Origin of the sequence: Nocardia implantans (assembly GCF_035544775.1) — a bacterium.
GTDB classification, from domain to species: Bacteria; Actinomycetota; Actinomycetes; order Mycobacteriales; family Mycobacteriaceae; genus Nocardia; species Nocardia implantans.
Window position 1 is genome coordinate 125454 of sequence record NZ_JAYKYQ010000007.1, and the last position, 23339, is coordinate 148792.

Annotated in this window: 14 protein-coding genes; 7 read left to right on the forward strand and 7 right to left on the reverse strand. The window is 68.8% G+C overall.

The window, feature by feature from the left end; genetic code table 11:
• The first annotated feature begins 177 nt into the window (after window positions 1-177).
• The gene (locus tag U3653_RS18045) at window positions 178-702 is read left to right on the forward strand and encodes a flavodoxin domain-containing protein (protein WP_195081303.1); all 525 of its coding nucleotides are present in this window, start codon (window positions 178-180) and stop codon (window positions 700-702) included.
• A gap of 46 nt (window positions 703-748) precedes the next feature.
• On the opposite strand, the gene otsB is transcribed toward U3653_RS18045, so the two are convergent.
• Window positions 749-4786, reverse strand: coding sequence for a trehalose-phosphatase (gene otsB / locus U3653_RS18050; protein ID WP_195081302.1), 4038 nt, complete (start codon window positions 4784-4786; stop codon window positions 749-751).
• Window positions 4787-4874: 88 nt separating this feature from the next.
• Here otsB and U3653_RS18055 point away from each other — a divergent pair, with 88 nt between their 5' ends.
• The gene (locus tag U3653_RS18055) at window positions 4875-5864 is read left to right on the forward strand and encodes an Acg family FMN-binding oxidoreductase (protein ID WP_195081301.1); all 990 of its coding nucleotides are present in this window, start codon (window positions 4875-4877) and stop codon (window positions 5862-5864) included.
• Between the two features lie 178 nt (window positions 5865-6042).
• Here the strand turns inward: U3653_RS18055 and U3653_RS18060 are convergent, their stop codons facing one another.
• The 4 genes from U3653_RS18060 to U3653_RS18075 form a co-directional block, all read right to left on the reverse strand.
• Window positions 6043-7662, reverse strand: coding sequence for an ABC transporter permease (locus U3653_RS18060; RefSeq protein WP_323124259.1), 1620 nt, complete (start codon window positions 7660-7662; stop codon window positions 6043-6045).
• Window positions 7659-8573, reverse strand: a complete 915-nt coding sequence (locus U3653_RS18065) for an ABC transporter ATP-binding protein (protein WP_195081300.1) — start codon at window positions 8571-8573, stop codon at window positions 7659-7661. The genes U3653_RS18060 and U3653_RS18065 overlap by 4 nt, the downstream gene beginning before the upstream one ends.
• Window positions 8570-9571: a 1-phosphofructokinase family hexose kinase gene (locus tag U3653_RS18070; protein ID WP_195081299.1), complete on the reverse strand. Its 1002-nt coding sequence runs from the start codon at window positions 9569-9571 to the stop codon at window positions 8570-8572. The genes U3653_RS18065 and U3653_RS18070 overlap by 4 nt, the downstream gene beginning before the upstream one ends.
• A gap of 162 nt (window positions 9572-9733) precedes the next feature.
• Window positions 9734-12097, reverse strand: a complete 2364-nt coding sequence (locus U3653_RS18075) for a heavy metal translocating P-type ATPase (protein ID WP_323124260.1) — start codon at window positions 12095-12097, stop codon at window positions 9734-9736.
• A 303-nt stretch (window positions 12098-12400) separates the two neighbouring features.
• Between U3653_RS18075 and U3653_RS18080 the strand changes: the two genes are divergently transcribed.
• The 5 genes from U3653_RS18080 to ppsA all read left to right on the forward strand — a co-directional run bounded on the left by U3653_RS18080 (window position 12401) and on the right by ppsA (window position 21420).
• On the forward strand, window positions 12401-13921 hold the full coding sequence (locus U3653_RS18080; RefSeq protein ID WP_195081298.1) for a bifunctional aminoglycoside phosphotransferase/ATP-binding protein: 1521 nt from the start codon (window positions 12401-12403) through the stop codon (window positions 13919-13921).
• 142 nt (window positions 13922-14063) lie between these two features.
• Window positions 14064-15548 carry a wax ester/triacylglycerol synthase domain-containing protein gene (locus tag U3653_RS18085; RefSeq protein ID WP_435406573.1) on the forward strand — a complete coding sequence of 495 codons (1485 nt, stop codon included), beginning with the start codon at window positions 14064-14066 and terminating at the stop codon, window positions 15546-15548.
• 69 nt (window positions 15549-15617) lie between these two features.
• Window positions 15618-18338 carry a cation-translocating P-type ATPase gene (locus tag U3653_RS18090; RefSeq protein ID WP_195081297.1) on the forward strand — a complete coding sequence of 907 codons (2721 nt, stop codon included), beginning with the start codon at window positions 15618-15620 and terminating at the stop codon, window positions 18336-18338.
• A gap of 68 nt (window positions 18339-18406) precedes the next feature.
• Window positions 18407-18961, forward strand: coding sequence for a flavodoxin domain-containing protein (locus U3653_RS18095; RefSeq protein WP_195081296.1), 555 nt, complete (start codon window positions 18407-18409; stop codon window positions 18959-18961).
• A 134-nt stretch (window positions 18962-19095) separates the two neighbouring features.
• Entirely contained in the window at window positions 19096-21420 is a 2325-nt protein-coding gene (gene ppsA, locus U3653_RS18100) for a phosphoenolpyruvate synthase (RefSeq protein WP_195081295.1), read from the forward strand.
• On the opposite strand, the gene U3653_RS18105 is transcribed toward ppsA, so the two are convergent.
• On the reverse strand, window positions 21411-22310 hold the full coding sequence (locus U3653_RS18105; RefSeq protein ID WP_195081294.1) for a universal stress protein: 900 nt from the start codon (window positions 22308-22310) through the stop codon (window positions 21411-21413). The two genes, ppsA and U3653_RS18105, sit on opposite strands and share 10 nt — an antisense overlap.
• A gap of 58 nt (window positions 22311-22368) precedes the next feature.
• Window positions 22369-23316, reverse strand: a complete 948-nt coding sequence (locus U3653_RS18110) for an Acg family FMN-binding oxidoreductase (RefSeq protein ID WP_323124261.1) — start codon at window positions 23314-23316, stop codon at window positions 22369-22371.
• Between the last annotated feature and the right edge of the window lie 23 nt (window positions 23317-23339).

Consider the following 23339-nt stretch of genomic DNA (forward strand, 5'->3'; position numbering starts at 1 on the left):
TCGGCAGCGTGCGCGAACACGGCGCTGGCCGGTACTCGAGGTGAGCCAGGAAGACCACCGCCCGGCCCGCCATGGCGAAAGTCCCACGGGAATGGTCGATTCGCCTCTGTTGCCGTCTCTCTCCGCCGCCCTACCGTCGGAGACCTCACCCGGTAGAGCGCAGAGGAGAACATCGTCATGCGCGCGCGAATAGTCTACGAATCGATGTTCGGGAACACCGCCGCGATCGCGGAAGCCATCGCCCAGGGACTGCGTGAGCATGTCGAAGTGGAAGTCGTGAACGTGGTGGCGGCGGCGGAAGTGTGCGCGACGGTGAACCTGCTCGTGGTCGGCGGCCCTACTCACGCGTTCGGGCTCAGCCGCCCGCAGACCCGCCGCGACGCCGCCAAGCTCACCAATGCTCCGGTCGCGACCGCCATCGGTGTCCGGGAATGGCTCGCGGCCGCACTGCCGGTATCGGCCGGCCACCGCGCGCTGGCTTTCGGCACGAAAATCGCCGAACCGCCCTGGCTGGCGGGCTCGGCCGCACGCGGTATCGGGAAACGACTGTCCCGCTTGGGCTATTCGCTCGCCGATCAGCCGGTGGATTTCCTCGTCGCCGATACGACCGGCCCGCTCATACCGGGCGAGCTGGACCGCGCTCGGGTGTGGGCGGCCCGAATCGCCCACACCGAACTCGACCGAAGGATGCACCACACCTGACGGTGTGTCGATGCGATTCAGTGTTCGCGGTGACCATCCCGACTATTCACCCCGCGAGTCCGGGTACCGAGTCCATCAGCCGGACCGTCTCCCCTGGCGTCAGGCGTGTGGTCTGATCCCGGCAAGTGATCTCGATAGGCGGTGACGGGCCGGGATCGGAGCTGATCTCGACGCCTTCACCGCTGACCCGGACGGTCAGCCGATGACCGCGATAGATTACCGGGAAACACAGGGCGCCGAGGGACTCCGGCCAGTAAGGGCAGAACACCAGCCGGTCGCGGCGCAGCTCCATGCCGGTGAAGCACCGTTGCAGCAAGTCGACGCTGCCCGCCATCGCCGCGAGGTGAATTCCCTCCGCGGTGGTGCCGCCCTGGATATCGGCGACGTCGGAGCCGAGCACCTGATCGAAGAACTCCACGGCGCGATCCCGGTTGGCCCGCGCCAGCACCCACGCGTGCACCAGCGCGCTGAGTGTCGAGCCGTGCGACGTGCGCGACAGGTAGTAGTCGATGGTCCGCGGGATCATCTCGCCGGGCAGGTCGTATCCGAGATGGGCCAGCAGTTCTCGGAGTTCGTCGGCGGACAGCAAGTAGAAAAGCATCAGCACATCCGCCTGTTTGGCGGCCCGGTAGCGGTTGACGTCGTCGCCCTCGGCGTCGAGTATCCGGTCCAGCCGCTGGATGTTCCCGTAGCGCCGCCGGTAGTGGTCCCAATCCAGCTCGGCCAGTCGCTCGTATCCCTCGAACTGGCTGATCACTCCGTCATGGAACGGCATATACATCCGCCGAGCCACGACCGGCCAGTGCTCCGCTTCCGACGGCTGCACCGACAACTTCTCCAGCAACTCCGACCGCTCGCGCGGAGCCAGCAGGGCGAGCGCGTCGATCGCGCGCAGGATCACCCAAGCCGCCATCACGTTGGTGTAGGCGTTGTTGTCGATACCGGCCTCGGGCGCGTCCGGATAGCCGGAATGAAACTCGTCGGGGCCGATCACGCCGCGGATGGTGTAGCGGTCGCGCCCGGCGTCGTAGGCGGCCAGGCTTGACCAGAAACGGGCGATCTCCACCAGTAGCTCCGCGCCGCACTCGACGAGGAACTCACCGTCTGCGGTGGCTTGGTAGTACTGCCAGACGTTGTAGGCGATCGCGATACCGATGTGGTGGGCGCGGCGGCTCGGATCCGGATTCCACGCGCCGGACAGCGGATTCAAGTGCAGCCGCTGGCTCTCCTCGCGGCCGTCGCTGCCGGACTGCCACGGAAACATCGCACCTACCAGCCCCGCTTCCGCGGCTGCCCGCCGGGCCTCGGGCAGGCGGCGATAGCGGTAGCGCAACAGGGAGCGGGTCAAACCGGGGAAGCGCGGATTCAACACCGGGAAGACGAACAGCTCGTCCCAGAACACGTGCCCGCGATACGCCTCGCCGTGCAAGCCGCGCGCGGGCACACCCACATCCATGTCCGTCGTGTTCGGCGACAGCGTCTGCGCCAGATGCAGCAAGTGCAGACGCACGGTCCGCGTCGCGTCTCGCGCACCGTCCAGATCGATGCGCAGCCGCGCCCACAAGTGCTCCCACGCCACGACATGGCCCTCGAACAGATCCGCGTAACCGCCTGCGCCGGTGATCGTCCGGGCAGCTTCTTCCTCGGGACCCGCGGCCGCGTTGTCGCGGCCGGTGAACACCGCCACGATCTTCTCCACCGTCACCGGCTCGCCGGCTGCGATGTCGACGGTGTACTCGTGACCGATTGATCCGTCTCGATCGATCAGTTCCCTCGCAACGCAGGCCGGTTCCCCGCCGCGTCGCAGCGTGCTGCGCGTCGCGATCGCCACCGGTATGGCGGATGAGTTGGTCCGCACCGCGAGCAGCACCGAATCGCCGGACAGGGCTACCGCGTCCTCGACGGTCAGGTGCGTGCCGGAGAGGGCGCTGTAACGCTGCACCAGATGATTGCGTACCCTTCCTTCGATCGCCGAGCGGATTCGAACGGTGCCCGACCAATTCTCGGGGGTGATCGTCACTTCCAAGGCCCCCAGATGCGGGCAGTGCATGGCGACGAAGCGGCGTTGCGATACCACGGTGATCCGCCCCGAGACGTCGCGAAAGCGGAACCGGCGTACCAGTTCGGCGCGGCGCAGATCCAGTTCCTGGCGGTATGACACCAATTCGGCGGTATCGAGGTCGAACCAGTCGCCGCCATCGATCTGAAAGGTCACCGGAAGCCAGTTCGGCAGATTCACCAGACTCTCGTTGTCGATGACGTGCCCGGCGATCTCGTCGGAGAGCCGGTTGTACACCCCGGCGACATAAGTACCCGGATAGTGGACCGCCCCCGCGACGGTTTCCGGCGCAGCCCCACGGGTGGCGAAGTAGCCGTTTCCGAGCGTGCACAGCGCCTCGCGCAACTTCTCCTCGGTCGCGTCGTACCCGTCGAAGGTGAGCGTCCACGACTCCGGCACGACGGCATCCGGTTCGGCCCGCGACAATTCCGCCAGCCGTTCGAGAAAAGCGCGCACCTGTTGTGGTCCGCCGACCGAGTAGCGGGCAGCGGTGTGCCGGTCGCCGGTCTCTTCGGCGCGCACCACGATGGCGATGCCGTCGGCTTCGACGGCATCGAAGGCGTCCTCGTCGGTCAGGTCGTCGCCGAGATAGATCGGCAACACCGGGACGGTGAGACGATCGAGGATCCACCGCAACACACTACCCTTGTCCCAGTCCACATCCGGTCGCAATTCGGTGACCCGACGGCCGTGCGTCACACGCAGGCCCGCCGCGTGCCCGGCCTCGTGTACCGCGGCGATCACCCGCCCGACGTTCTCGGTCGCCACATTGCGGTGATGAACCGCGACCGCGAAGCGCTTGTGCTCGACCAGCGCTCCCGTGATGTCGGCCGATCTCCGGCGTAGTTCACCCGCGGCTTCGGCGAGGGCCCGCTCCGCTCCCGGCATGGCGTCGTGGACATGCCGGGTACCGTCGGGGGCCATCAGTTCGAAACCGTGGCTACCGGCATACCAGATGCCGTCGACACCGACGCGGTCGCGCAGGTCGTCCAGATCACGGCCGCTGATGACCGCGACCGGGCACTGCGTGGCAAGCGTCGTCAGCGCCGCGGCCACGCCGTCGACGGGTTCGGCGGCGGCGGGATCGGTGACGATCTCGGCCACCGTGCCATCGAAGTCCAGTACGACGGCCGGCTTCTCGCCACCCAGCAGATCCACGATGCGCGACCAGTACGCCATGGCGTCGGGGATTTCCGATATCCGCCGGAAGCCGCCACGCAACCGCACCTGCGCCAGGTCGGCGACGACGAAGTCCGCCCCATGCGCCAGGAGACGATCGACGCCCGCGTGCCGGTCGAGGCCGACAACCAGTGCGAAACCTCCACTGCGGCCGGCTGCCACCCCCGCCTCGGCGTCCTCGACGACCACCGTCCGGTCCGGTTCGGCACCGAGCCGCCTGGCTGCCTCGAGCAGCATCGACGGATCGGGCTTCCCCGGCAGGCCCAGCTTCTCGGCATCGATGCCGTCCACTCGCACGGTGAACAAGTCGGCGACGCCGGCTGCCGTGAGCACTTCGGCGCAGTTACGACTGGCGGAGAACACCCCGGTACGAATGCCCGCGTCGCCGAGGCGCCGCACCAGTGTGACGGTCGATTCGAATACCCGTACTCCCTCCCGCGCGACTTGCGCCAGAAAAAGGTGATCTTTCCGGTTGCCCAGCCCGCATACCGTCTCAGCCGTTTCCGGATCGGAGGGTCTTCCCCAGGGCAGTGCGATTCCACGTGCGGCGAGGAAATCGGCGACACCCCGATAACGCGGTTTGCCGTCCACGAAGCGTAGATAGTCGTCCTCGGTGAACGGTGAGCGGTCCTGTCCGGCGCCCGCGGGGCGTTGGTTCAGGAAGGAATCGAACAATTCCGTCCAAGCCGCGGCGTGCATCGATGCGCTATCGGTGACCACCCCGTCCATATCGAAGATCACCGCGTCGTGTCTGCGTGCGTCGATCGGCGGGTCCGCCGTGGCACCTTTTCCCACGCATCCAGCCTGGACGGACCGAAGCCTCCCGTCTAGGGGCCGAGGTCCCATGGCACTCGACCGACCGGGGACCACCTGCGACGAGATTCGGGACCTACGACTCCTCCGGACGCCACCTCTCGATCCCTACCGTGGCGGTATGAACGTGCCACCGTCCGGGGAAACCATCGAGAAGGCCGTATCGCTGGCCGGGCGGGCGCCGTCGCTGCACAACAGCCAACCCTGGCACTGGACATTCGACGGCCGAACCTTGCGTCTGTTCGCGGTACCCGAACGCATGCTTCCGGCGACGGACACCTCCGGCAGGCAAATGCTGATCAGCTGTGGAATCGCTCTGGATCATCTGCGCGCGGCGATGGCCGCGGCGGGCTGGCGCGTTCATGTTGCCCGCTTCCCCGATCCGAACCGCCGCCAACACCTGGCCAACATCACCTTCCAACCGGCTCCCATCATCACTGACGGCGACCGTGCTCGCGCCCACGCCATCCTGCGACGACACACCGACCGGCTGCCGTTGCAGGCGCCTGTCGGATGGCCCGACTTCGAAACCGTTCTACGCTCGACCTTCGATCCCTCCGACGCCACACTCGACGTGCTGGGTGACGACTGCCGCCCCGATCTCGCCCGCGCCTCGGAGATGAGCGCCGCGCTCCGCCGCTACGACGCCGGATACCACGCCGAATTGCAATGGTGGACCGGGCACACGATCGGCGACGCCGGTGTGCCCAGCGACGCGCTGATCTCCCAGGAGGAACGGCGGCGAGTCGGCGTGGGGCGTGAGTTCCCGACCACCACCACCGGCGACCGGCGCGGCGAGATCACCGAGGACCATTCGAGGATCCTGGTGCTTTCCACCGACGGCGACACACCCGCGGACCTGGTTCGCTGCGGTGAGGTGCTGTCGACCGTGTTACTGGAATGCACGCTCGCCGGCTTCGCGACCTGCCCGTTGACCCACCTGACCGAAGTGCCGAGCAGCCGTGCCGTGGTCCGGGAGTTGACCGGACACTCCGGCCTGCCCCAGGTGTTGGTCCGCGTCGGTATCGCACCCGAATCGCAGCCGAACGCTCCGGCGACTGCGCGCCGACCGCTCAGTGAGATCCTGGACATGCCCGAACCCGCCCGATAACCGGATCGAGTTCATCCACCGCCGTGCTCCATCCCATCCCGTTGGACCAATGTCGTCGCTGGGCACCGTGCGCCATGCGCACGCCTTGAATTCGACCCCGAGGTTTCTCGTCCGATGCCCTGGGTACAGCCGGCGTTGCCGAGTAGCGATCACGTGTTCGCAGTGAATGGAGGCCGGGTCAATACCCGACGTCGCGGCGCCGGAAACCGGCGACAGCGATCAGCAGCCCGGCCGAAGCGGTCAGGAGGATCACGACTATGGGCGTGGCGGTGACGGGGAGCAGCGGGGCTTTCGGAAGATGGGTGAACGGCGAGGCGTCGTCGAACCAGTCGGGCAGATCGAAAGCGGCCGTGAAGAGCAAGGCGACGGCGCAGTAGGCGAAGGCGGCCCAGGCCACCGCTACAGCCGCTCTCGGAGCCCAGCCGACGCCCAGCACCGCGACCGCGATCACCGACCAGACCGCTGGTAGGTACACCAACGCCACACCGGACATGCGCAGCGCCTGCCCGAAATCGGAGATCGTCAACCCATAGGTCAGACCGACGGCGAAACCGCCGACGGCCAGTATGAGTGCGCCGCCCCCCAAAGCGATGGCGAGATGGCTCGCCAGCCAGCGATACCGGCTGACCGGAGCGGCCAGCAGCGACTCGGCTCGTCCCGCGATCTCCTCCCCACGCGCGCGCAGCACACTGGCGACGCCGAACGCGGCGGTGAGCAGCGCGACGATCGACACCGTCAGGGACAGATACGAATTCACCGCGTCGGCCGCACCGCCGGGAAGGTAGGCGGCGATCTCGGGGTTGTCGGCGAGATAGTCCTCGATGCTCTCGGTGAACGAGCCGTAGGCGGCCCCCAGCGCGAATACGCCCAGGGCCCATCCGGCCAGCGAACCGCGCTGCAATCGCCAGGCCAGACCCAGCGGCGAGCCCAACGCCCAAGACGCCGTCGCGCGCCCTGTGCCGTAGGGAAGGAGCCCGGCGCCGAAGTCGCGTCGGTCCAGCAGAGCCAACGCCGAAGCGGTCAGCGCGACAGACGCGGCGGCGAACAACAGCACCGTCCACCAGCGGTCGCCGGCGTAGGGGTAGCTGCGCTGGGCCCACCCGATCGGCGATAACCAGGCGACTGCTCCGCTGCCCACATCGCCGATCGCCCGCGCCACGTAGGCGGCCGCCACAGCCAGCCCGACCGCCCCGTAGACGCTGCGCGGATTCTCGAAGATCTGCGCGGCGACGGCGGTGACAGCGGCGAACGTGACACCCACGCCACCGGTGACCACGCCCAGCAGCAGCGAGCCGCCCGCCGGAAGCCCGGTTGCGACGGCGGCGGCGAAGAGGACCAGAACGACGGCGATATCGGCCAGCCCCGCCAGTGTCAGCGCGGCGACGGCGGGTGCCCGGCGCCCCACCCGCGCCGAGCGGAGCAGTTCCGCTCGCCCGGTCTCCTCGTCCGAGCGAGTATGCCTGCCGACCAGGAACATGTTCATCAACGCGACCACGACCGCCAGATACGCGAGTATCTCGAACACGATCTCTCCGCCGATGGTCGTCAGCAATCGCGTGGGTCCGCCCATAGCGACGGCAGCCGCGCTGGCGCTCACCGTCTCGCGCAGCTGCGCGAGTTTCCGCGGTGTGTCATAGAAGCGCTGACTACCGACCGACTGGAAGGCGAGCAGCGCGGCGGCGCCGAGCAGCCAGCACGGTAGCGAGAACCGCTCGCGCCATAGCGCGAAGCGCAGCAGCGTACCTGTCCCGGCAAGCTCTCCTCGCGGTATCGGTCGCGAAATCAAAGTCGAGCTCACCGGTTCTCCTGCCCTGCAGGGGCCGAAGCGGCGCCGTAGTGGCGCAGGAAGATGTCCTCGAGTGTGGGCGGCGTGCTGGTGAGGCTGCGCACGCCGAGATCGGCGAGTACGCGCGTCACGGCGTCGAGGTGCGCGGTATCGACGTCGAACCTGGCCCGAGTACCGTCGCGGACGAGGTCGTGCACGCCCGTCACCGCGTCCAGAGCCGTCAAAGGCCGGATGGTCTCGACGGTGATCGTGGTGCGAGTCAGATGCCGCAGCTCGGACAGGGTGCCGCTCTCCACGGTGCGCCCACGCCGGATGATGCTCACCCGATCGCACAGTGCCTCCACCTCGGACAGGATGTGACTGGACAGCAGGACGGTCCTGCCCTCGTTCTTGGATTCCGCGATACAGCACTGGAATTCGGCTTCTTTGAGTGGATCGAGCCCAACGGTCGGTTCATCGAGCAACAGCAGTTCCGCGTCCGACGCCAGCGCCGCGACGAGCGCGACCTTCTGCCGGTTGCCCTTCGAGTAGGCACGCGCCTTCTGGTGCGGATCGAGATCGAAGCGCTCCAGCAATTCGGCGCGGCGGCGCTGGTCGATGCCGCCGCGCAGCCGGCCCATCAAGTCGATGACCTCGCCGCCGGTGATTCCGGGCCAGAGGAGGACTTCACCGGGCACGTAAGCCAATCGCGCGTGCAGGGCGACCGCGTCCGACCACGCATCACCGCCGAGCAGCCGCACCGTCCCGGAATCCGCACGCAGCAGGCCGAGAAGAATACGGATCGTCGTCGTCTTGCCCGAACCGTTCGGCCCCAGGAAGCCATGGATCTCACCGGTGCCCACGGTCAGATCCAGTCCGTCCAGCGCCGTTGCGGGACCGAACGATTTCCTCAGGCCGGCGATGGATATCGCAGACCCGGTCATCGCGGCGACCCCTCCCGCAACTGGGTAGCTCCAGGCCGGGCCACGTCGTCGACGTCGGCTGCGTGATCGCTGTCGCGCGGTTGTTGTCGGTACAGCTGCGCGATGTGCTCGTGGCGGCCGGGCCCGGTACCGGTGGTGGCGAGCGCCGCGGTGGCGGCGGCGATGCCCAGACGCACCGCCTCGGACAACTCGTACCCCCGAGCCAGGCCCACCACGACGCCCCCGACCATCGCATCGCCGGCCCCGATACCGCTGCGCACCCGCGCCTGGATCGGCGCGAACCATTCGTGCGATTCCCGAGTCACCACAAGCGCGCCCGCGGCGCCGAGGGACAGCAGCACCATCTCCGTCATTCCGGCGGTGATGAGGCTGCGGGCCTGCGCCAACTGTTCGGCGCGGTCGCTCAACGGATGCCCGGCGTAGTCGCCGAGTTCCCGCACGCTCGGCTTGATCAGGTGGACACCGCGGCGCACGCTGCGCAACGCGTTGCCTGAGGTATCCAGCACCATCCGCACACCGAGGTCGGCGACGAGATCGGTGAGGATCTGGTAGAAGTCCGCGGAAGCGCCCGGCGGGAGGGTGCCGCTGGCCACGAGATAGTCCGCGCCGAGCGCCGCACGTTCGACTGCGGCCAGGCAGCGGTGCTGTTCCGGATCGGTGAGCCGAGGGCCGGGAAAGACGAACCGATACTGCTCGCCGCCGGCGGTCTCGGTGACCGAGAGACTCTCCCGGGTGGATTCGGCTATCTGCACCGGTACCGGCGGCACTCCGGTGTCGCGCACCAGCTGTTCCAGCAGTCGGCCGTGCGGGCCGCCGGTGGGGAACACCGCTCTCACCTCGACACCGAGTTCCGCCACGGTACGCGCGACGTTGATGCCGCCGCCACCCGGGTCGTAACGCGGTGTCGCGCAACGCATCTTGTCCGTCGGTACCACCTTGTCCACCCGTGTCGCGAGATCGATCGCTGGGTTCATCGTCAATGTCACGATCCGGCTCACCGAAGCCTCCTCGCTGCCGCCCCATTCCCATTCCCGACGATTCGATCCCGTCCCGGACGCCTGCCGTCGGGTTACTCGTCGCGGCCCGGTACCGAATACTCTGCGCACTCATCGACGACCGGAGCAGAGTCGACCGCCCTTCGGACGCTGGGACCTAGGTCATCAGGCCGAACTCGGCACCGGATTGTCGACCGAGGGCGCCAGAGTGAACAGAGCTTCGTCTTCCTGCGCGAAATGCAGGGTGAGTACGGCGTCCAATCCATAGAGCGTGGCACGCAGATCATCGATCTGGTCCGCGCGGATTCCTTGTGGCGCGTCGTCGAGATGACGGCCGATGCGCCGGATGAGGCGTTCGATCTCGGTGTGCTCCCTACTCATGGTCACCATCGCCTCCGGATCGCGCAGATAGCCGGTCAACGCTGGATACAGTTCCGATTCCTCGGCGTGCTCATGCGGCAGTATGTCGTCCACCAGGAGTTCGAACGCGCGGCGGACCGCGGCGTCGGCGGTCGGCCCTGGACCGCTCGACAGTGCGTCGGCGGCCTGCCGCACGGACGCGCGTGCGGCCCGCAGTCTGCCGTGCTCACGCGCGAAACGGGTGACCAACGGCTCGATCGCCGCGGTCGGCCGACCGCGATGTACCCGCAGAGCGCGTAACGCGTTCAGGATCACCGCGACATCGATGCCCTCCTGCAAGAGCGCGCCTGCCGCGGGCATCAGCAGTCCGAACGCCGCGGCGATCATCGCCGCCAGTGACATCGCCATCCCGGCCGTCGCGCTCTGTACCGCCAAACGATGTGATCGCTGAGCGATCTCCACCGCGTCGGCGAGCCGGTCGATGCGGTCGTCCACGATCACCGCGTCGGCGGCCTGCACCGCCGCCGTCGACCCGCGCGAGCCGAGGGCGACGCCGACGTCGGCGGCCGCCAGCGCGGGCGCGTCGTTCACTCCGTCGCCGACCATCACCGTCACACCGTTGTGGCGTTCGGCCCCGATGGCCGCGATCTTGTCGGCGGGGTCGGCGTCCGCGACGACTTCGGTGAGACCGAGCAGGTGAGCGACCTCGGCCGCGTTGTCCACTCGGTCGCCGGTGAGCATGAGCAGTCGTCGAAGACCCGCCGAGCGCAGTCTGCGCATCGTTCGCTCCGCGTCGACGCGAATGCGGTCGCGCACCATCAGCGCGGCCATCGGCTGTTGATCGACGCACACCCACACCACGGCGGCCAGATCCAGCCGCGCCCGCCGCATCGCCGCCAGTGCCCACGGCGCCGGCTGCGCCTGCGCCGGAAGCCGGCCGACCCGCACCTCGCGGCCCTCGACCGTCCCGCTCGCCCCCTGCCCCGGTTCTTCCGACACCCCTTGCGCGACCGCCCGCTCTATACCGCGTTCCGCCGCCGCGGCGACCACCGCACGCGCGAGCACATGCGGCGAGAACTCTTCCACCGCCGCTGCCTGGCGTAGCACCTGCTCGGCGCGGACGCCGGGCGCGGTGACGATGTCGAGCACCTCCGGCCGTCCGACGGTCACGGTGCCGGTCTTGTCCATCGCCAGGCATCGCGCCTGCCCCAGAGTCTCCAACGCCGCACCGTCTTTCACCACCACACCGGCCCGCGCTGTCCGCGACATCCCGGCCGTGATCGCGACCGGCACCGCCAGCAGCAGCGGACAAGGGGTCGCCGTGACGACCACCGCGACCGCCCGTACCGGATCCCCCGTGAACAGCCAGGCGGCGCCCGCGACCGCGAGAGCCAGCGGTAGAAACCACACCGCGACGCGATCGGCGAGCCGCACGGTAGGAGCTGCCGCAGCGGCGGCCTGTCGCGCCAGTGTCACGATGCCGGCATAGGTGCTGGCCTCGACCGTCGCAGCGGCTCGGATGTCCACGGCTGTGCCCGCGTTGACCACACCGCTGCGCACCTCGGTATTCGCCCGTCGGACCACGGGTACCGACTCCCCCGTCAGCGCCGATTCGTCGAAGACTCCCGCGGTGCTGAGGACGCCGTCGACCGGCACCGTCTCACCGGGCAGTACCACCACGAGATCCCCGGGCGAAATCGCTGTCGCGGCGATGGTCTCGATGCCGTCGCGGCGACGGCGATGCGCCTGGGCCGGGGCTCGGCGCAACAAGGCGGACAGGTCGCGTCCGGCGCGGCGGCCCGCGTACGCCTCCAGCACCTGCCCCGTGGCCACCATGAGCGCGATCAGAGCACCGGCGAAGTACTCACCGACGACCACCGCGCCGACCAACGCCACCAAGGCGAGCAGGTCCGCGCCGTAGCGCCGTTTCAGGAGATCCGACAGCACCCATGCGGTCGCGGGAACGAGCGCGGCCACCGTGGCCACCAGCCACATCAGTTCAGCGACCTGCGCGCTCGACAGATATATCGCGAGGCCTGCGGTGACCAGCACAGCTATCACGCAGACCAACACGAGCGCACCGACCATCCGGCGACGCGCGGCACGCGATTCGCCGTCGGGCGTCGCAGCGGCGGCCGGTGCATCCGCGTGGTCAGGCAGACGCGGCATGAACTCTCCGATCATCTCGTGCCGGTGCTACGCCCGGCCGCCGTGAGCTACGGAAGGCGCCGCTCCGGCTCGGGCAATGTGACTCCAGTCTGTCCCCCTGCGGCGGATCACGGCAGGTCCACGGGTCGACGATCGTAGGGGAGATGGTCCCGGCCTGATCGGACGAACGACCTTCGCGCCCGGCGCTCACAGACGACATCGCACGGCACGGTATGCCAGGGCGGGGCAGGCCATTGGACCCTAGGCAGCGCAGGCCGGCCCCGGCCACCCTGTAGATCAACTCGTCTACCAGAGGGAGTCGTCATGCTCGATGCCTCGGCCCTGCGCACCGCCCTCCACGCCACCCACGAATCCTTCGCGCAGCTGCGCGAGACGCATACCGGGCTTGTGGTGCTGTGCGGAGACCGCGCCTACAAGGCCAAGAAGCCGGTCGTCACGGACTTCCTCGATTTCGGCACGCCCGAGAAGCGCGAGCGAGCCTGCGTTCGCGAGGTCGAGTTGAATCAGCGCCTGGCACCCGACGTCTATCTCGGCTTGGCCCACCTGACCGACCCCGAAGGCGGCGCCCCGGAACCCGTCATCGTGATGCGCCGGATGCCGGACGCACTGCGCTTGTCCACCATGCTCACCGACTCCGCCCGGCCGGCACCCGGTCTGTCCGCGCTGGCGGAGACTGTCGCGCGTTTCCACGCGGCGGCGCGGCGCGGCGCGGACATCGACCGCGCGGGCACACCGGCGCGGCTGCGACGACGCTGGGACACGCTGTTGCGGCCCCTGCGCGAACGCCCTCCAGCGGCGAGCGATCCAGCACTCCTCCCCTGCACCGAGCACTTGGCGATGCGCTTCATCGACGGCCGCACCCCCTTGCTGGCGCAGCGCATCGCCGAGGGCCGCGTCGTCGACGGCCACGGCGATCTGCTCGCGGAAGACATCTTCGTCCTGCCCGACGGCTTCCGCATCCTCGACTGCCTCGATTTCGACGACGAGTTGCGCTGCCTCGACGGCCTCGACGACGCCGCGTTCCTCGCGATGGACCTGGAATTCCTCGGGCATACGGAAGAATCCACCTTGTTCTTGAACGAATACCTGCGCGCGGCGGGCGATTCGCCTCCGCCATCGCTTCGGCATCATTACATCGCCTACCGGGCGACGGTCCGAGCGAAGACCGACAGCATCCGCGCCGAGCAAGGCGATCCGGAAGCCGCGGCACGCGCCGGGCGGCATCTCGCACTCGCCGTGGAGCACCTGGAACAGGGTGCCGTGCGTCTCGCGCTGGTCGGCGGCCTGCCCGGCACCGGGAAGTCCACCGTGGCGGCCCGTTTGTCAGCGGCGACCGGCGCCGTCGCGATCTCCAGCGACAGCGTCCGCGCCGGTCTGCGCGCCACGGGAGCCATCGAGGGCGCCGCGGGTGCATTCGGCGCGGGTGCCTATCGACGCACGGCGAAGGAAGTGGTGTACACGCGTATGCTGGCGCGGGCCAGAGACCTGCTCGAGCACGGCGTCTCGGTCGTCCTCGACGCCAGCTGGACCGACGCCGACCAGCGCACCCGCGCCGCCGCTGTGGCCGACGAGACACGCAGCGATCTGGTATCGCTGCGGTGCGCCTGTCCACGCGCCATCGCCGCCGAACGACTCCACGCCAGGCCCCGAGGTGACTCGGACGCGACTCCCGCTATAGCGGATGCCCTAGCGGCTGAGGCAACGCCGTGGCCCGAGGCCATCGAGCTCGACACCACCCGAGCGATCGAGCACTCGGTCGCCTTGGCGCTCAACGCCTGGCGCGGCGCGCCATATCCGGCCCCGGTCGCTGTCAGCCGTAGGTGAGCGAATTCAGCAGCAGGCGCCTGCTTGCCGGATGGTGAACCCCGTGGCGGCCCAGCTGCGCGCCGGCGGAGGACAAAGGACCTTCACATAAGGGTCTTCGTCACCGTCCGCCGACCGAACCGTATCCAGCAGACTGAGTGTTATGGATACCGCGGAGTCCGCTGGTCCGGCGACAATGCGCAGCATCTTCGCCGCGCGGCTCTCGCCCCAGCACACCCACATGTCACAGTCGGATCTGTTCTCCTGGAACATGGAGCGCGATCCGGTCCTGCGCTCGACGATCGTCTCGGTGCTGGTGCTCGACACCGAGCCGAATCAAGACCGCCTGCTGCGGACGATCGACCTCGGCACCCGGATCGTCCCCAGGCTGCGACACCTGCTCGTCGCCGCGCCGCTCGGCCTCGCCCCGCCACGGTGGGCGCTCGACCTGGATTTCGATCTGTCCTGGCACGTGCGACGATCCGTGTTACCGGAACCGGCGGACATGAGCGCGGTGCTCGAATTCGCGCGAACCGAGGCCATGACCGGGTTCGACCAGGCCCGCCCGCTGTGGCGCGCGACGGTGCTCTGCGGTTTGGACGGCACGCGATGCGCCTTGGTGCTGACGGTGCACCATAGTCTCACCGATGGCATCGGCGGCATCCAGATCGCCACGGCTCTGCTCGACTTCGATCGTATGGGCACCGACCATGGTCATCCGCCGGAGCCGAAGGCCGACTACCCGAACACGCTGCGCGACATCATGGCGTGGAACTTCGCCGTCGGCTCGGAACTCGTTGTGAGCGGCGTTCGTTCGACACCGCCGACGGTACGGCGAGTGCTGCGCGATCCGGTCCGGGCGGTGCGCGACGGCGCCGCTCTGGCTGGTTCGCTCGTCCGCTTGGCGCGGCCGATCACCACGACGCTGTCACCTGTGATGACCAGGCGGGGTCTCGGTCGGCGGGTCTCGGTGCTCGACGTGCCCCTCGAAGGACTGCGCGGCGCGGCGCGTGCCGCGGGCTGCACCTTGAACGACGCCTTCCTGACCGCCGTGATAATTGGATTGCGCACATATCACGCCAGGCACGGGGCTACGCTCGACCAGCTGCGGGTCACGATGCCGATCAGTCTGCGCACCCCCGGCGAGCCGCTCGGCGGCAACCGCATCACCCTCGCTCGTTTCGCCTTGCCGGCCGGCATCGCCGCGACCGCTGACCTCATGCGTGCCGTCGACTCCGCGGTTTCGGGTTGGCGGCGGGAACCGGCGATTCCGTTGTCCGGTGTCGTCGCGGCCACGCTGAACCGACTGCCCGCGAGGGTGCTCACCGAGATGCTCAAACACGTGGACTTCGTCGCCTCCAACGTCCCCGGCTCCCCGGTGCCGCTCTACATCGCCGGGGCGCGCATCGATCGCATGTACTCCTTCGGCCCCACCATCGGGACCGCCGTCAACGTGACGCTGACCTCGCACGCGGGAACCTGCAACATCGGAGTCAACGCCGACACCGCGGCCGTCCCCGACACCGAAACGCTGACCGAGTGTCTCGCCGAAGGCTTCGCCACCGTGCTCCGACTCGGCAGCGAGCACGCATCGGAAGCCGCGGGCGTAGCCCGGTCGTCGTACACACCCCGAACGACCGGTGTCTAGTGGGTCCGGTGACCACCGCGAAGCGCACGCTCGAGAGGTGGCTTCGATGAAATACGTGGCGGCGTCGCGGTGACCGGCCTGGTCGAAGCGGAGACCGGTCTGCGGATCGATCCCACCGAGCGGATCGATCTGCTGCTTCGCGATCTGCGTGGCAGCCGCCGCGGCCTAACCACGCGCGAGGCCGAACGGCGACTGATCCATTATGGGCCCAACATCCTGCGGCGACGCGGCCGCCGAAGCCCGCTGCGTGAGCTGGCACGCCAGTTCACCCACCCGCTGGCGCTGTTGCTGTGGGCGGCGGCCGTGCTCGCGGCGGCGGTCGGCATCGTCCCGGTCGCGATCGCGATCGTGGTCGTCATCATGATCAACGCGGGCTTCGCGTTCGCGCAGGAGCGGCACGCCGAGCAGGCGGTGGAGGCGCTGGCCGCCTTTCTGCCGCCGCGAGCGAAGGTCGTGCGGGACGGGCAGGTCGCCGAGGTGGGGGCGATCGGTGTCGTACCCGGCGATGTCCTGGTCATCGCGGAAGGTGACCGGATCTGTGCGGACGCACGGCTGCTCGACGGCGGCATCGAGCTGGATCTGTCCGAGCTGACCGGGGAATCGGTGCCGGCCTACCGCAGCGCCGACGCCGTCGACGCCGGAGTTCCGCTGGCGCAGGCCCGTGAACTGGTCTTCAGCGGCACCTCGTGCACCGAGGGTGAAGCTCGCGCGATCGTCTTCGCCACGGGCATGCACACCGAACTCGGACGCATCGCGGCGTTGTCCGAACGCGTCGAACGCGACGAGAGCCCTCTGGAACTTCAGGTGCGCCGCGTGGCCTGGTTGATCGCGCTGATCTCCGTGCTGCTCGCCGCGGCGTTCATTCCGGTCGCGATGCTCGGCGCCGGACTGTCCCCGGTCAATTCCGTGGTCTTCGCCGTGGGGCTCTTGGTGGGTAACGTCCCGGAGGGTCTGCTACCGGTGATCACCCTCGCGTTGGCGATCGGCGTGCGCGACCTGGCCCGCCGCGGGGCGGTGGTCAAGCGCCTCAGCGCTGTGGAAACCCTCGGCTCCACCGACGTGATCTGCACCGACAAGACCGGCACCCTCACCGAGAACCGCATGCGCGTCGTCGTGATCGATACCGCGACCGGGTCCCACACCCCTGAGGCCACCTCCGGAAAGCGCGACCCCACCTTGGCCCGGGTGACCGAAGCGATGGTCGCCTGCAACAATGCGCGTCGCACCGAAACCGGATCCCTCGTCGGTGATCCCACCGAACTTGCACTGCTGGCCGCGGCGTCAGCACTGGGCGAGCAGGTCCTCATCGAACTACGAGAGCGCTCCCGGCAGCGGCTGTTCCATTTCGACCCGATACGCAAAAGGATGTCGACCGTCGACGCGGACGAGACCGGTCGGCTGCGCGTGCACGTCAAAGGAGCCCCGGAGTCGCTGCTGCCGCTGTGCACCGCGGAACTCGGTTCCGACGGCCGCATCCGATCACTGAGCGAGCAACGCCGCGCGCAACTCGCCGAGCGCGTCGATTCCCGCGCCGAGCAGGGGCTGCGGATGCTGGCCGTCGCCGACCGCGATGTCGCCGCTCCCGCTGCGCCGCAAGACCGGGACCAAGCCGAGCGGGACCTGGTCCTGCTCGGCCTGGTTGCGATGGAGGACCCACCCCGGCCCGAGGTCGCCGACGCGGTAGGGCAGTGCCACACTGCGGGCATCCGGATCATCGTCATCACCGGCGACCACGGATTGACCGCGGCGGCGGTCGCCGGACAGATCGGTATCACCCGCGGACCGCCGACAGTGATCACCGGTGCCGAACTCGACCGGATGAGCGAGGACGACCTCGACCGGTTGCTGGCGGGACCGGCGGAACTCGTCTTCGCGCGGTCCTCACCCGAGGCCAAACTGCGCATCGCCGACGCGCTGCGCGCCGCAGGCCACGTCGTCGCCATGACCGGCGACGGCGTCAACGACGCGCCGGCACTACGCCGCGCGGACATCGGGGTGGCGATGGGCCGCTCCGGTACCGACGTGGCCCGCGAGGCCGCCACGATGGTGCTCACCGACGACAACTTCGCCACCATCACCGCCGCCATCCAGGCCGGTCGGCGGGTCTACGACAACATTCGCAAGTTCATCTGCTACATCTTCGCCCACACCACACCCGAGGTGACACCACTGCTGGTGTTCGCGCTCTCCGGTGGCGCGATCCCGCTGCCGCTGACCGTGATGCAACTGCTGGCCTTCGACATCGGCACCGAGACACTTCCGGCACTGGCGCTCGGACGAGAAGCGGCCGAACCCGGCCTGATGCGCCGGCCGCCCCGCAAGCGCAGCGAATCGGTGATCCGCACACCGATGCTGCTGCGCGCCTGGCTGTTCCTCGGAGTGATCGCGGCGGTGCTGGCCATGGGGGGCTTCTTCTTCGTGCTGCTGCGGGGTGGCTGGCACCTCGGAGATCCCACCGGCCCGGGAACGCCACTGCACCACACCTACCAGCAGGCGACCACGATGACCTTCTTCGGCATGGTCGCGGGTCAGATCGGCACCGCGTTCGCCGCGCGGACCGACCGCGCCTCGCTCCGCTCGATCGGCGTCCTGTCCAATCGCCTGCTGCTGTGGGGCATCGCCTTCGAACTCGCCCTCGCCGCGACGATCATCTACGTCCCCGTGCTGCAGAGCCTGCTCGGCACGGCCGCCCTGACCCCTGCCATGCTCGCTTTCACACTGCCCTACCCGTTCATCGTGTGGGGCGCCGACGAACTACGCCGCTGGCTGCTGCGCCGCCACCGGCGGTGACGATGGTCCCCCGGGCGGGGGCACGAGTCCTCTCATCGGAGACCGCGCCGGCGAGGAAGATTCTCGGCATGGACCAGGACAAACATCACGTCGCTGTCGTCTACGCGACCGAACAGGGATCGACCCGCGATATCGCCGAATTCATCGGCACCGAGCTGTCGGGCCGCGACGCCATCGTCGAACTCGCCGATATCGACCACGCGCCCGAGCTGTCCAACTTCGACACCCTCGTGCTCGGCAGCGCGGTGCACAACATGAAACTCCTCCCTTCCGTCGCCGACTACGTGCACGCCCACCAGGACGAGTTGGTGGAAAAGGACGTGTGGCTGTTCAGCGTCGGCCTCGCCCCGGCACTGCGCGGCCCGATCGGCAGCCGCCTCGGGCGATTGGTCCCGAAGAAGATCGCCGCACTGCGCGATTCGGTCAAGGCGCACGACTACCGCGCGTTCGCCGGACGGTACGACAGCGACGGCATCTCCCTACGGACCCGCATGCTCTACCGACTGCTCGGCAAAGGCCGCTACGGTGATCTGCGTGACTGGGCAGCGGTCCGCTCGTGGACCGACACCATCGCCCGCAGTCTGCGGCTGCCGTCGGCCCGTTCCACCACCATCACCCCATGACGAACGCGTCCGGCGACTCGGCCCCCACCGAGCCGGATGGCACCTGGTGATCCGGCTTGCGCGGCCGTGGTGGACGCGCATCACGTCGCCGGACCCACGCACGCACGTTGATATTCCGATTGATCGGAGCCGTTATGGGCGACTATGTGGCCGACCTCGCCGATCTGCGGCTGGCGGACGCCGACCGCGCAGGAGGCAAAGGCGCGAATCTCGGTGAGCTGGTGGCGGCACATCTGCCGGTGCCGCCGGGGTACGTGATCCTCAAATCGTGTTACGAGCAGGTGATCATCCACGGACCGCACGGCGCCGAACTCGACGCCTTGCACGACGAGGCGCTGCGAGCCGCCGCGCAGAGCGCTCGCTCCGACGACGCGGAACTCGACGACCTGTGCGCCCGGATGCGCAAGCTCGTGCACCAGACCCCGATGGCGGCAGCCGTGCGCGACGCCGTGCTGGCCGCCTACCACCGGCTCGGCGAATCCGTTCCGGTCGCGGTGCGCTCGTCCGCGGTCGGCGAGGACAGTGCGACCGCCTCCTTCGCGGGAATGAACCTGTCGCGCACCAATATCCACGGTGACGACCGGCTCATGGAGGCGGTCGTCGACTGCTGGGCATCCCTGTTCACCCCGCGCGTACTCACCTATCGCGCCCGCCGTGAGATGCACGAGCGTCCGGATATCGCGGTGGTGGTGCAGCGCATGGTCGCCGCGCGCAGGTCGGGCGTGGCGTTCACCGCGGACCCGGCGACCGGCCGCCGCGATCGCGTGGTGATCGAGGCGGCGCGCGGGCAAGGCGAGGTGGTGGTCTCCGGCGCCACCGAGCCCGACACCTACATGCTCGACGCCAAGGGGCCCACTCTGATCGCCGCTCGCGCGGGCCACCAGGAATACGCCATCGTGCCCGGACCCGACGGCGACCAGCGGATCCGGCTGAGCGACGACCAAGCGGCGGGCCAAGTGCTCAGCGAGGACGAAGCCATGTCGGTGACCCGAACGGCTCTACAGGTACAGCAGTTGCACGGGGGCCGCCCGCAGGATGTCGAATGGGCCTTCGACGACGAGCGCCTGTGGCTGGTGCAGGCCCGGCCCATCACCACGCTGGCCGCGCGACCCGAGGGAAAGCCCGAGGCGCGTGCGGCGGCCACGGCTGAGGTTCTACTGCGCGGCCTCGCCGCCGCACCGGGGCGAGCCAGCGGCGCCGTACGCATCCTGCGGTCGCCGTCGGAGGGCTCGACACTGCGCGCCGGCGAGGTCCTCGTCGCGACCATGACCAACCCCGACTGGCTGCCCACCATCTCGCGAGCATCCGCCCTGGTCACCGACAGCGGCGGAATGACATGCCACGCCGCGATCGTGGCACGCGAACTGGGCGTGCCATGCGTGGTCGGCACCCGCACGGCGACCACAACGCTGACCGAGGGCGCCGTCGTGACCGTCGACGGCTCCGCGGGCCAGATCCGGGCGGGGCGCTCGCAGCCGGCACAGACCGAACCTCGCCCGTCGGCGCCGACCGCCGCGACGGAACCGACCGCGACCCGCATCTACGTCAATCTCGCGCTACCGGATGCCGCCGAACGCGTCGCGGCCACCGACGTCGACGGCGTCGGATTGCTGCGCGCGGAAACGCTGATCACGCAGGCGCTCGACGGACGTCATCCCCGGGATCTGATAGCTAGGGGTGAGAAGGAACTTTTCGTCGAACGTCTGTCGGAGCCCTTGCACCGGATCGCTATGGCGTTCGCCCCCCGGCCGGTGATCTACCGGGCGACCGATCTACGCAGCAACGAATTCCGTGATCTCGCCGGTGGAGCAGTCTACGAACCGGACGAGCGCAATCCGATGATCGGGTACCGCGGCTGTTATCGCTACATCCGCGAACCGGAGGTGTTCGCGCTCGAACTCACCGCGCTCGCTCTTGTCCGCGAGAAGACGCCGAATCTGCACCTGATGATCCCGTTCGTGCGCACCCGATGGGAACTGGCGGCCTGCCTCGACCTCATCGACGGCAGTCCGCTGGGCCACCAACGCGGATTGCACCGCTGGGTGATGGCGGAAGTCCCCTCGGTGGTGCACTGGCTGCCCGAATACGTCGGTCTGGGCATCGACGGCGTCTCCATCGGCAGCAACGACCTCACGCAGTTGATGCTCGGCGTCGACCGTGACTCCAGCACATGCGCCGAGTTGTTCGACGAATCCGACCCCGCCGTGCTCGACGCTATCGGCAAGATCGTCCAAACGGCGCGGCGGCTGAAGATCACGGCCTCGCTGTGCGGGCAGGCCCCCTCGACACGCCCCGAATTCGCCGAACACCTGGTACGAATGGGCATCACCTCGATATCGGTGACGCCGGATGCCGTTCCCGCGGCTCGTCGGGCGATCGCCTCCGCCGAGCGGCGAGTTCTGCTCGAACGGGCGCTCGCCACGCGGGAGGCTCGTCCTCACAACCCCCGTCACCGCTGACGCACGACGATGATCGGGCACTCCACCGAATGCAGCAACGCCGCGCTGGTGGAACCGAGCAGCATACCGGTGAACCCACCGCGGCCATGGCTACCCACCACGAGCAGCTGAGCCTCGTCCGATTGATCGAGCAGGGACCTAACCGGCCGGTCACGGACCAGGACACGTCGCACGGCGACATCCGGGTACCGTTCGCCGCATCCGGCGAGATTCTCCGCCAGCAACGCGTCCTCGCGTTCCCGCACAGCGTCCCACCCTGGCACGAGGTCGATGCCACTCGAATCGCTCCACGCGTGCAGCGCGATCAGACCGACCTTGCGTCGCGATGCCTCATCGAAGGCGAGTTCGACGGCGGGCACGCTGTTGGTGGTCCCGTCCACCCCCACCAGAACGGGTTTGCCCGAGGAAAAGGCATCGGTCGCCGACGTCGAGCGCACGACCGCGACCGGACAGTGCGCGTGCCGGGTCATCGCCGTACTCACCGACCCGAGCAACTCACGCCGGAACGCACCGAGGCCGCGGCTGCCGACGACCAGCATCCGCGCGCTCCGGGACCGGTCGATCAAGTCGGGGATGATCGGTGCGACGGTCAACTCGGTGCTGATCGTCAGCGCCTCGCCCGCCGCGGTCGTCCTGGCTACGCGAGCGGCTTCCGTGAGCACCCTTTCGCCGTCCTTGCGCAGCCACTCCACATCGGCTTCGGTGAGCGTGGCCCCCGGACCGTATCCCGGCCGCACAGGGACGGAGGTGACGATGTGCAGCCGGGCGCGATGCAGGGCGGCGTCGGCCGCCGCCCACGCCGCCGCGTGGTATGAGGTGGCCGAACCGTCGACAGCCACCACGAGCGGCGGGTCGATCGGACCGGCGGTTTCCGTCGAGTGCTCCGTCATCGCGTTCTCCTCGGTCCCAGGTCGGACGTGCCGCATCCGTGGCGATCGGTTCCTCCGATCATGTCTCCGGCGAACCCAGCGGCTGCACCACCTCGGCGAGCGGGCGGCGTGGCGTGGGCGGAACCGGGTCGGCGCTGGTGACCGCGTAACCGGCACGGATGATGATCTGCGGATATCCGGCGTCGTCCAGAACCTCGGCGCGAATGCGTCTCCTCGTGTCGGCCAACTCCATCGGCTCGCTCAGCGGACAGGTCGCAAGGCCGAGTGCCGTGGCGGTCAAAAGCACCGCGCTCGCGGCCTCCCCGGCGCGCAGCTGGGACAATCGGTCGTCACTGGTGGTGCTCAGCAGCAGCATCCGATCGGCGGCATCGATGTCGCGCACCACAGCCTGTGGCAATCCCGGGTTCGAGAAGGGACGCACCGTGGGATCGGCTTCGGTCAACACCGCGTTGCGCGCGGGCACCCCTTGCGGCGCCGCGTGCCTGCCGCTCCACTGCGCCAACTCGGCGCCATAGGAGACGTCACGGGCGTGTTGCCAGGCCGCTTGTTCGAACGCGCGCAGCAACTGGGTCCGCGCCGGTTCGGCGTCGACATCGTGCACGAGTACCCCGGTGGCCAGTCCGGCGTCGATCATGGCCGCGATATGCGCCGCCGGTACCTCCCACGAGCTGAAGCGGCGGCGATCCGTGCCGCGCCTGCTGATGGCGCGGGCCAACTCGACGTCCTCGGGACCGCAAGTGGTGCGACGGAACTCGATCGACGCGAGGTGTTCGGGCGCGGCCGGATTCGGTAGCCGATGGATCATCGTCTCCCAACCCTCCGCACGAGCGGCGACTCGGAAATGATGCAAGGCCGCACCACAACTGAGCAGCAGATCGCGTCCGTCGGGATCGGTGTGCGGCAGTCTCCGGCTGTCGTCGGCGTACAGATGCACCGACTCGTGTCCGACCCTCCACAGCCACGGCTGGGTGTTGTGCACCGATGGCGCCCGAGACGCCAGCGCCAACGCGGATCGGAGTGTCTCGGGGT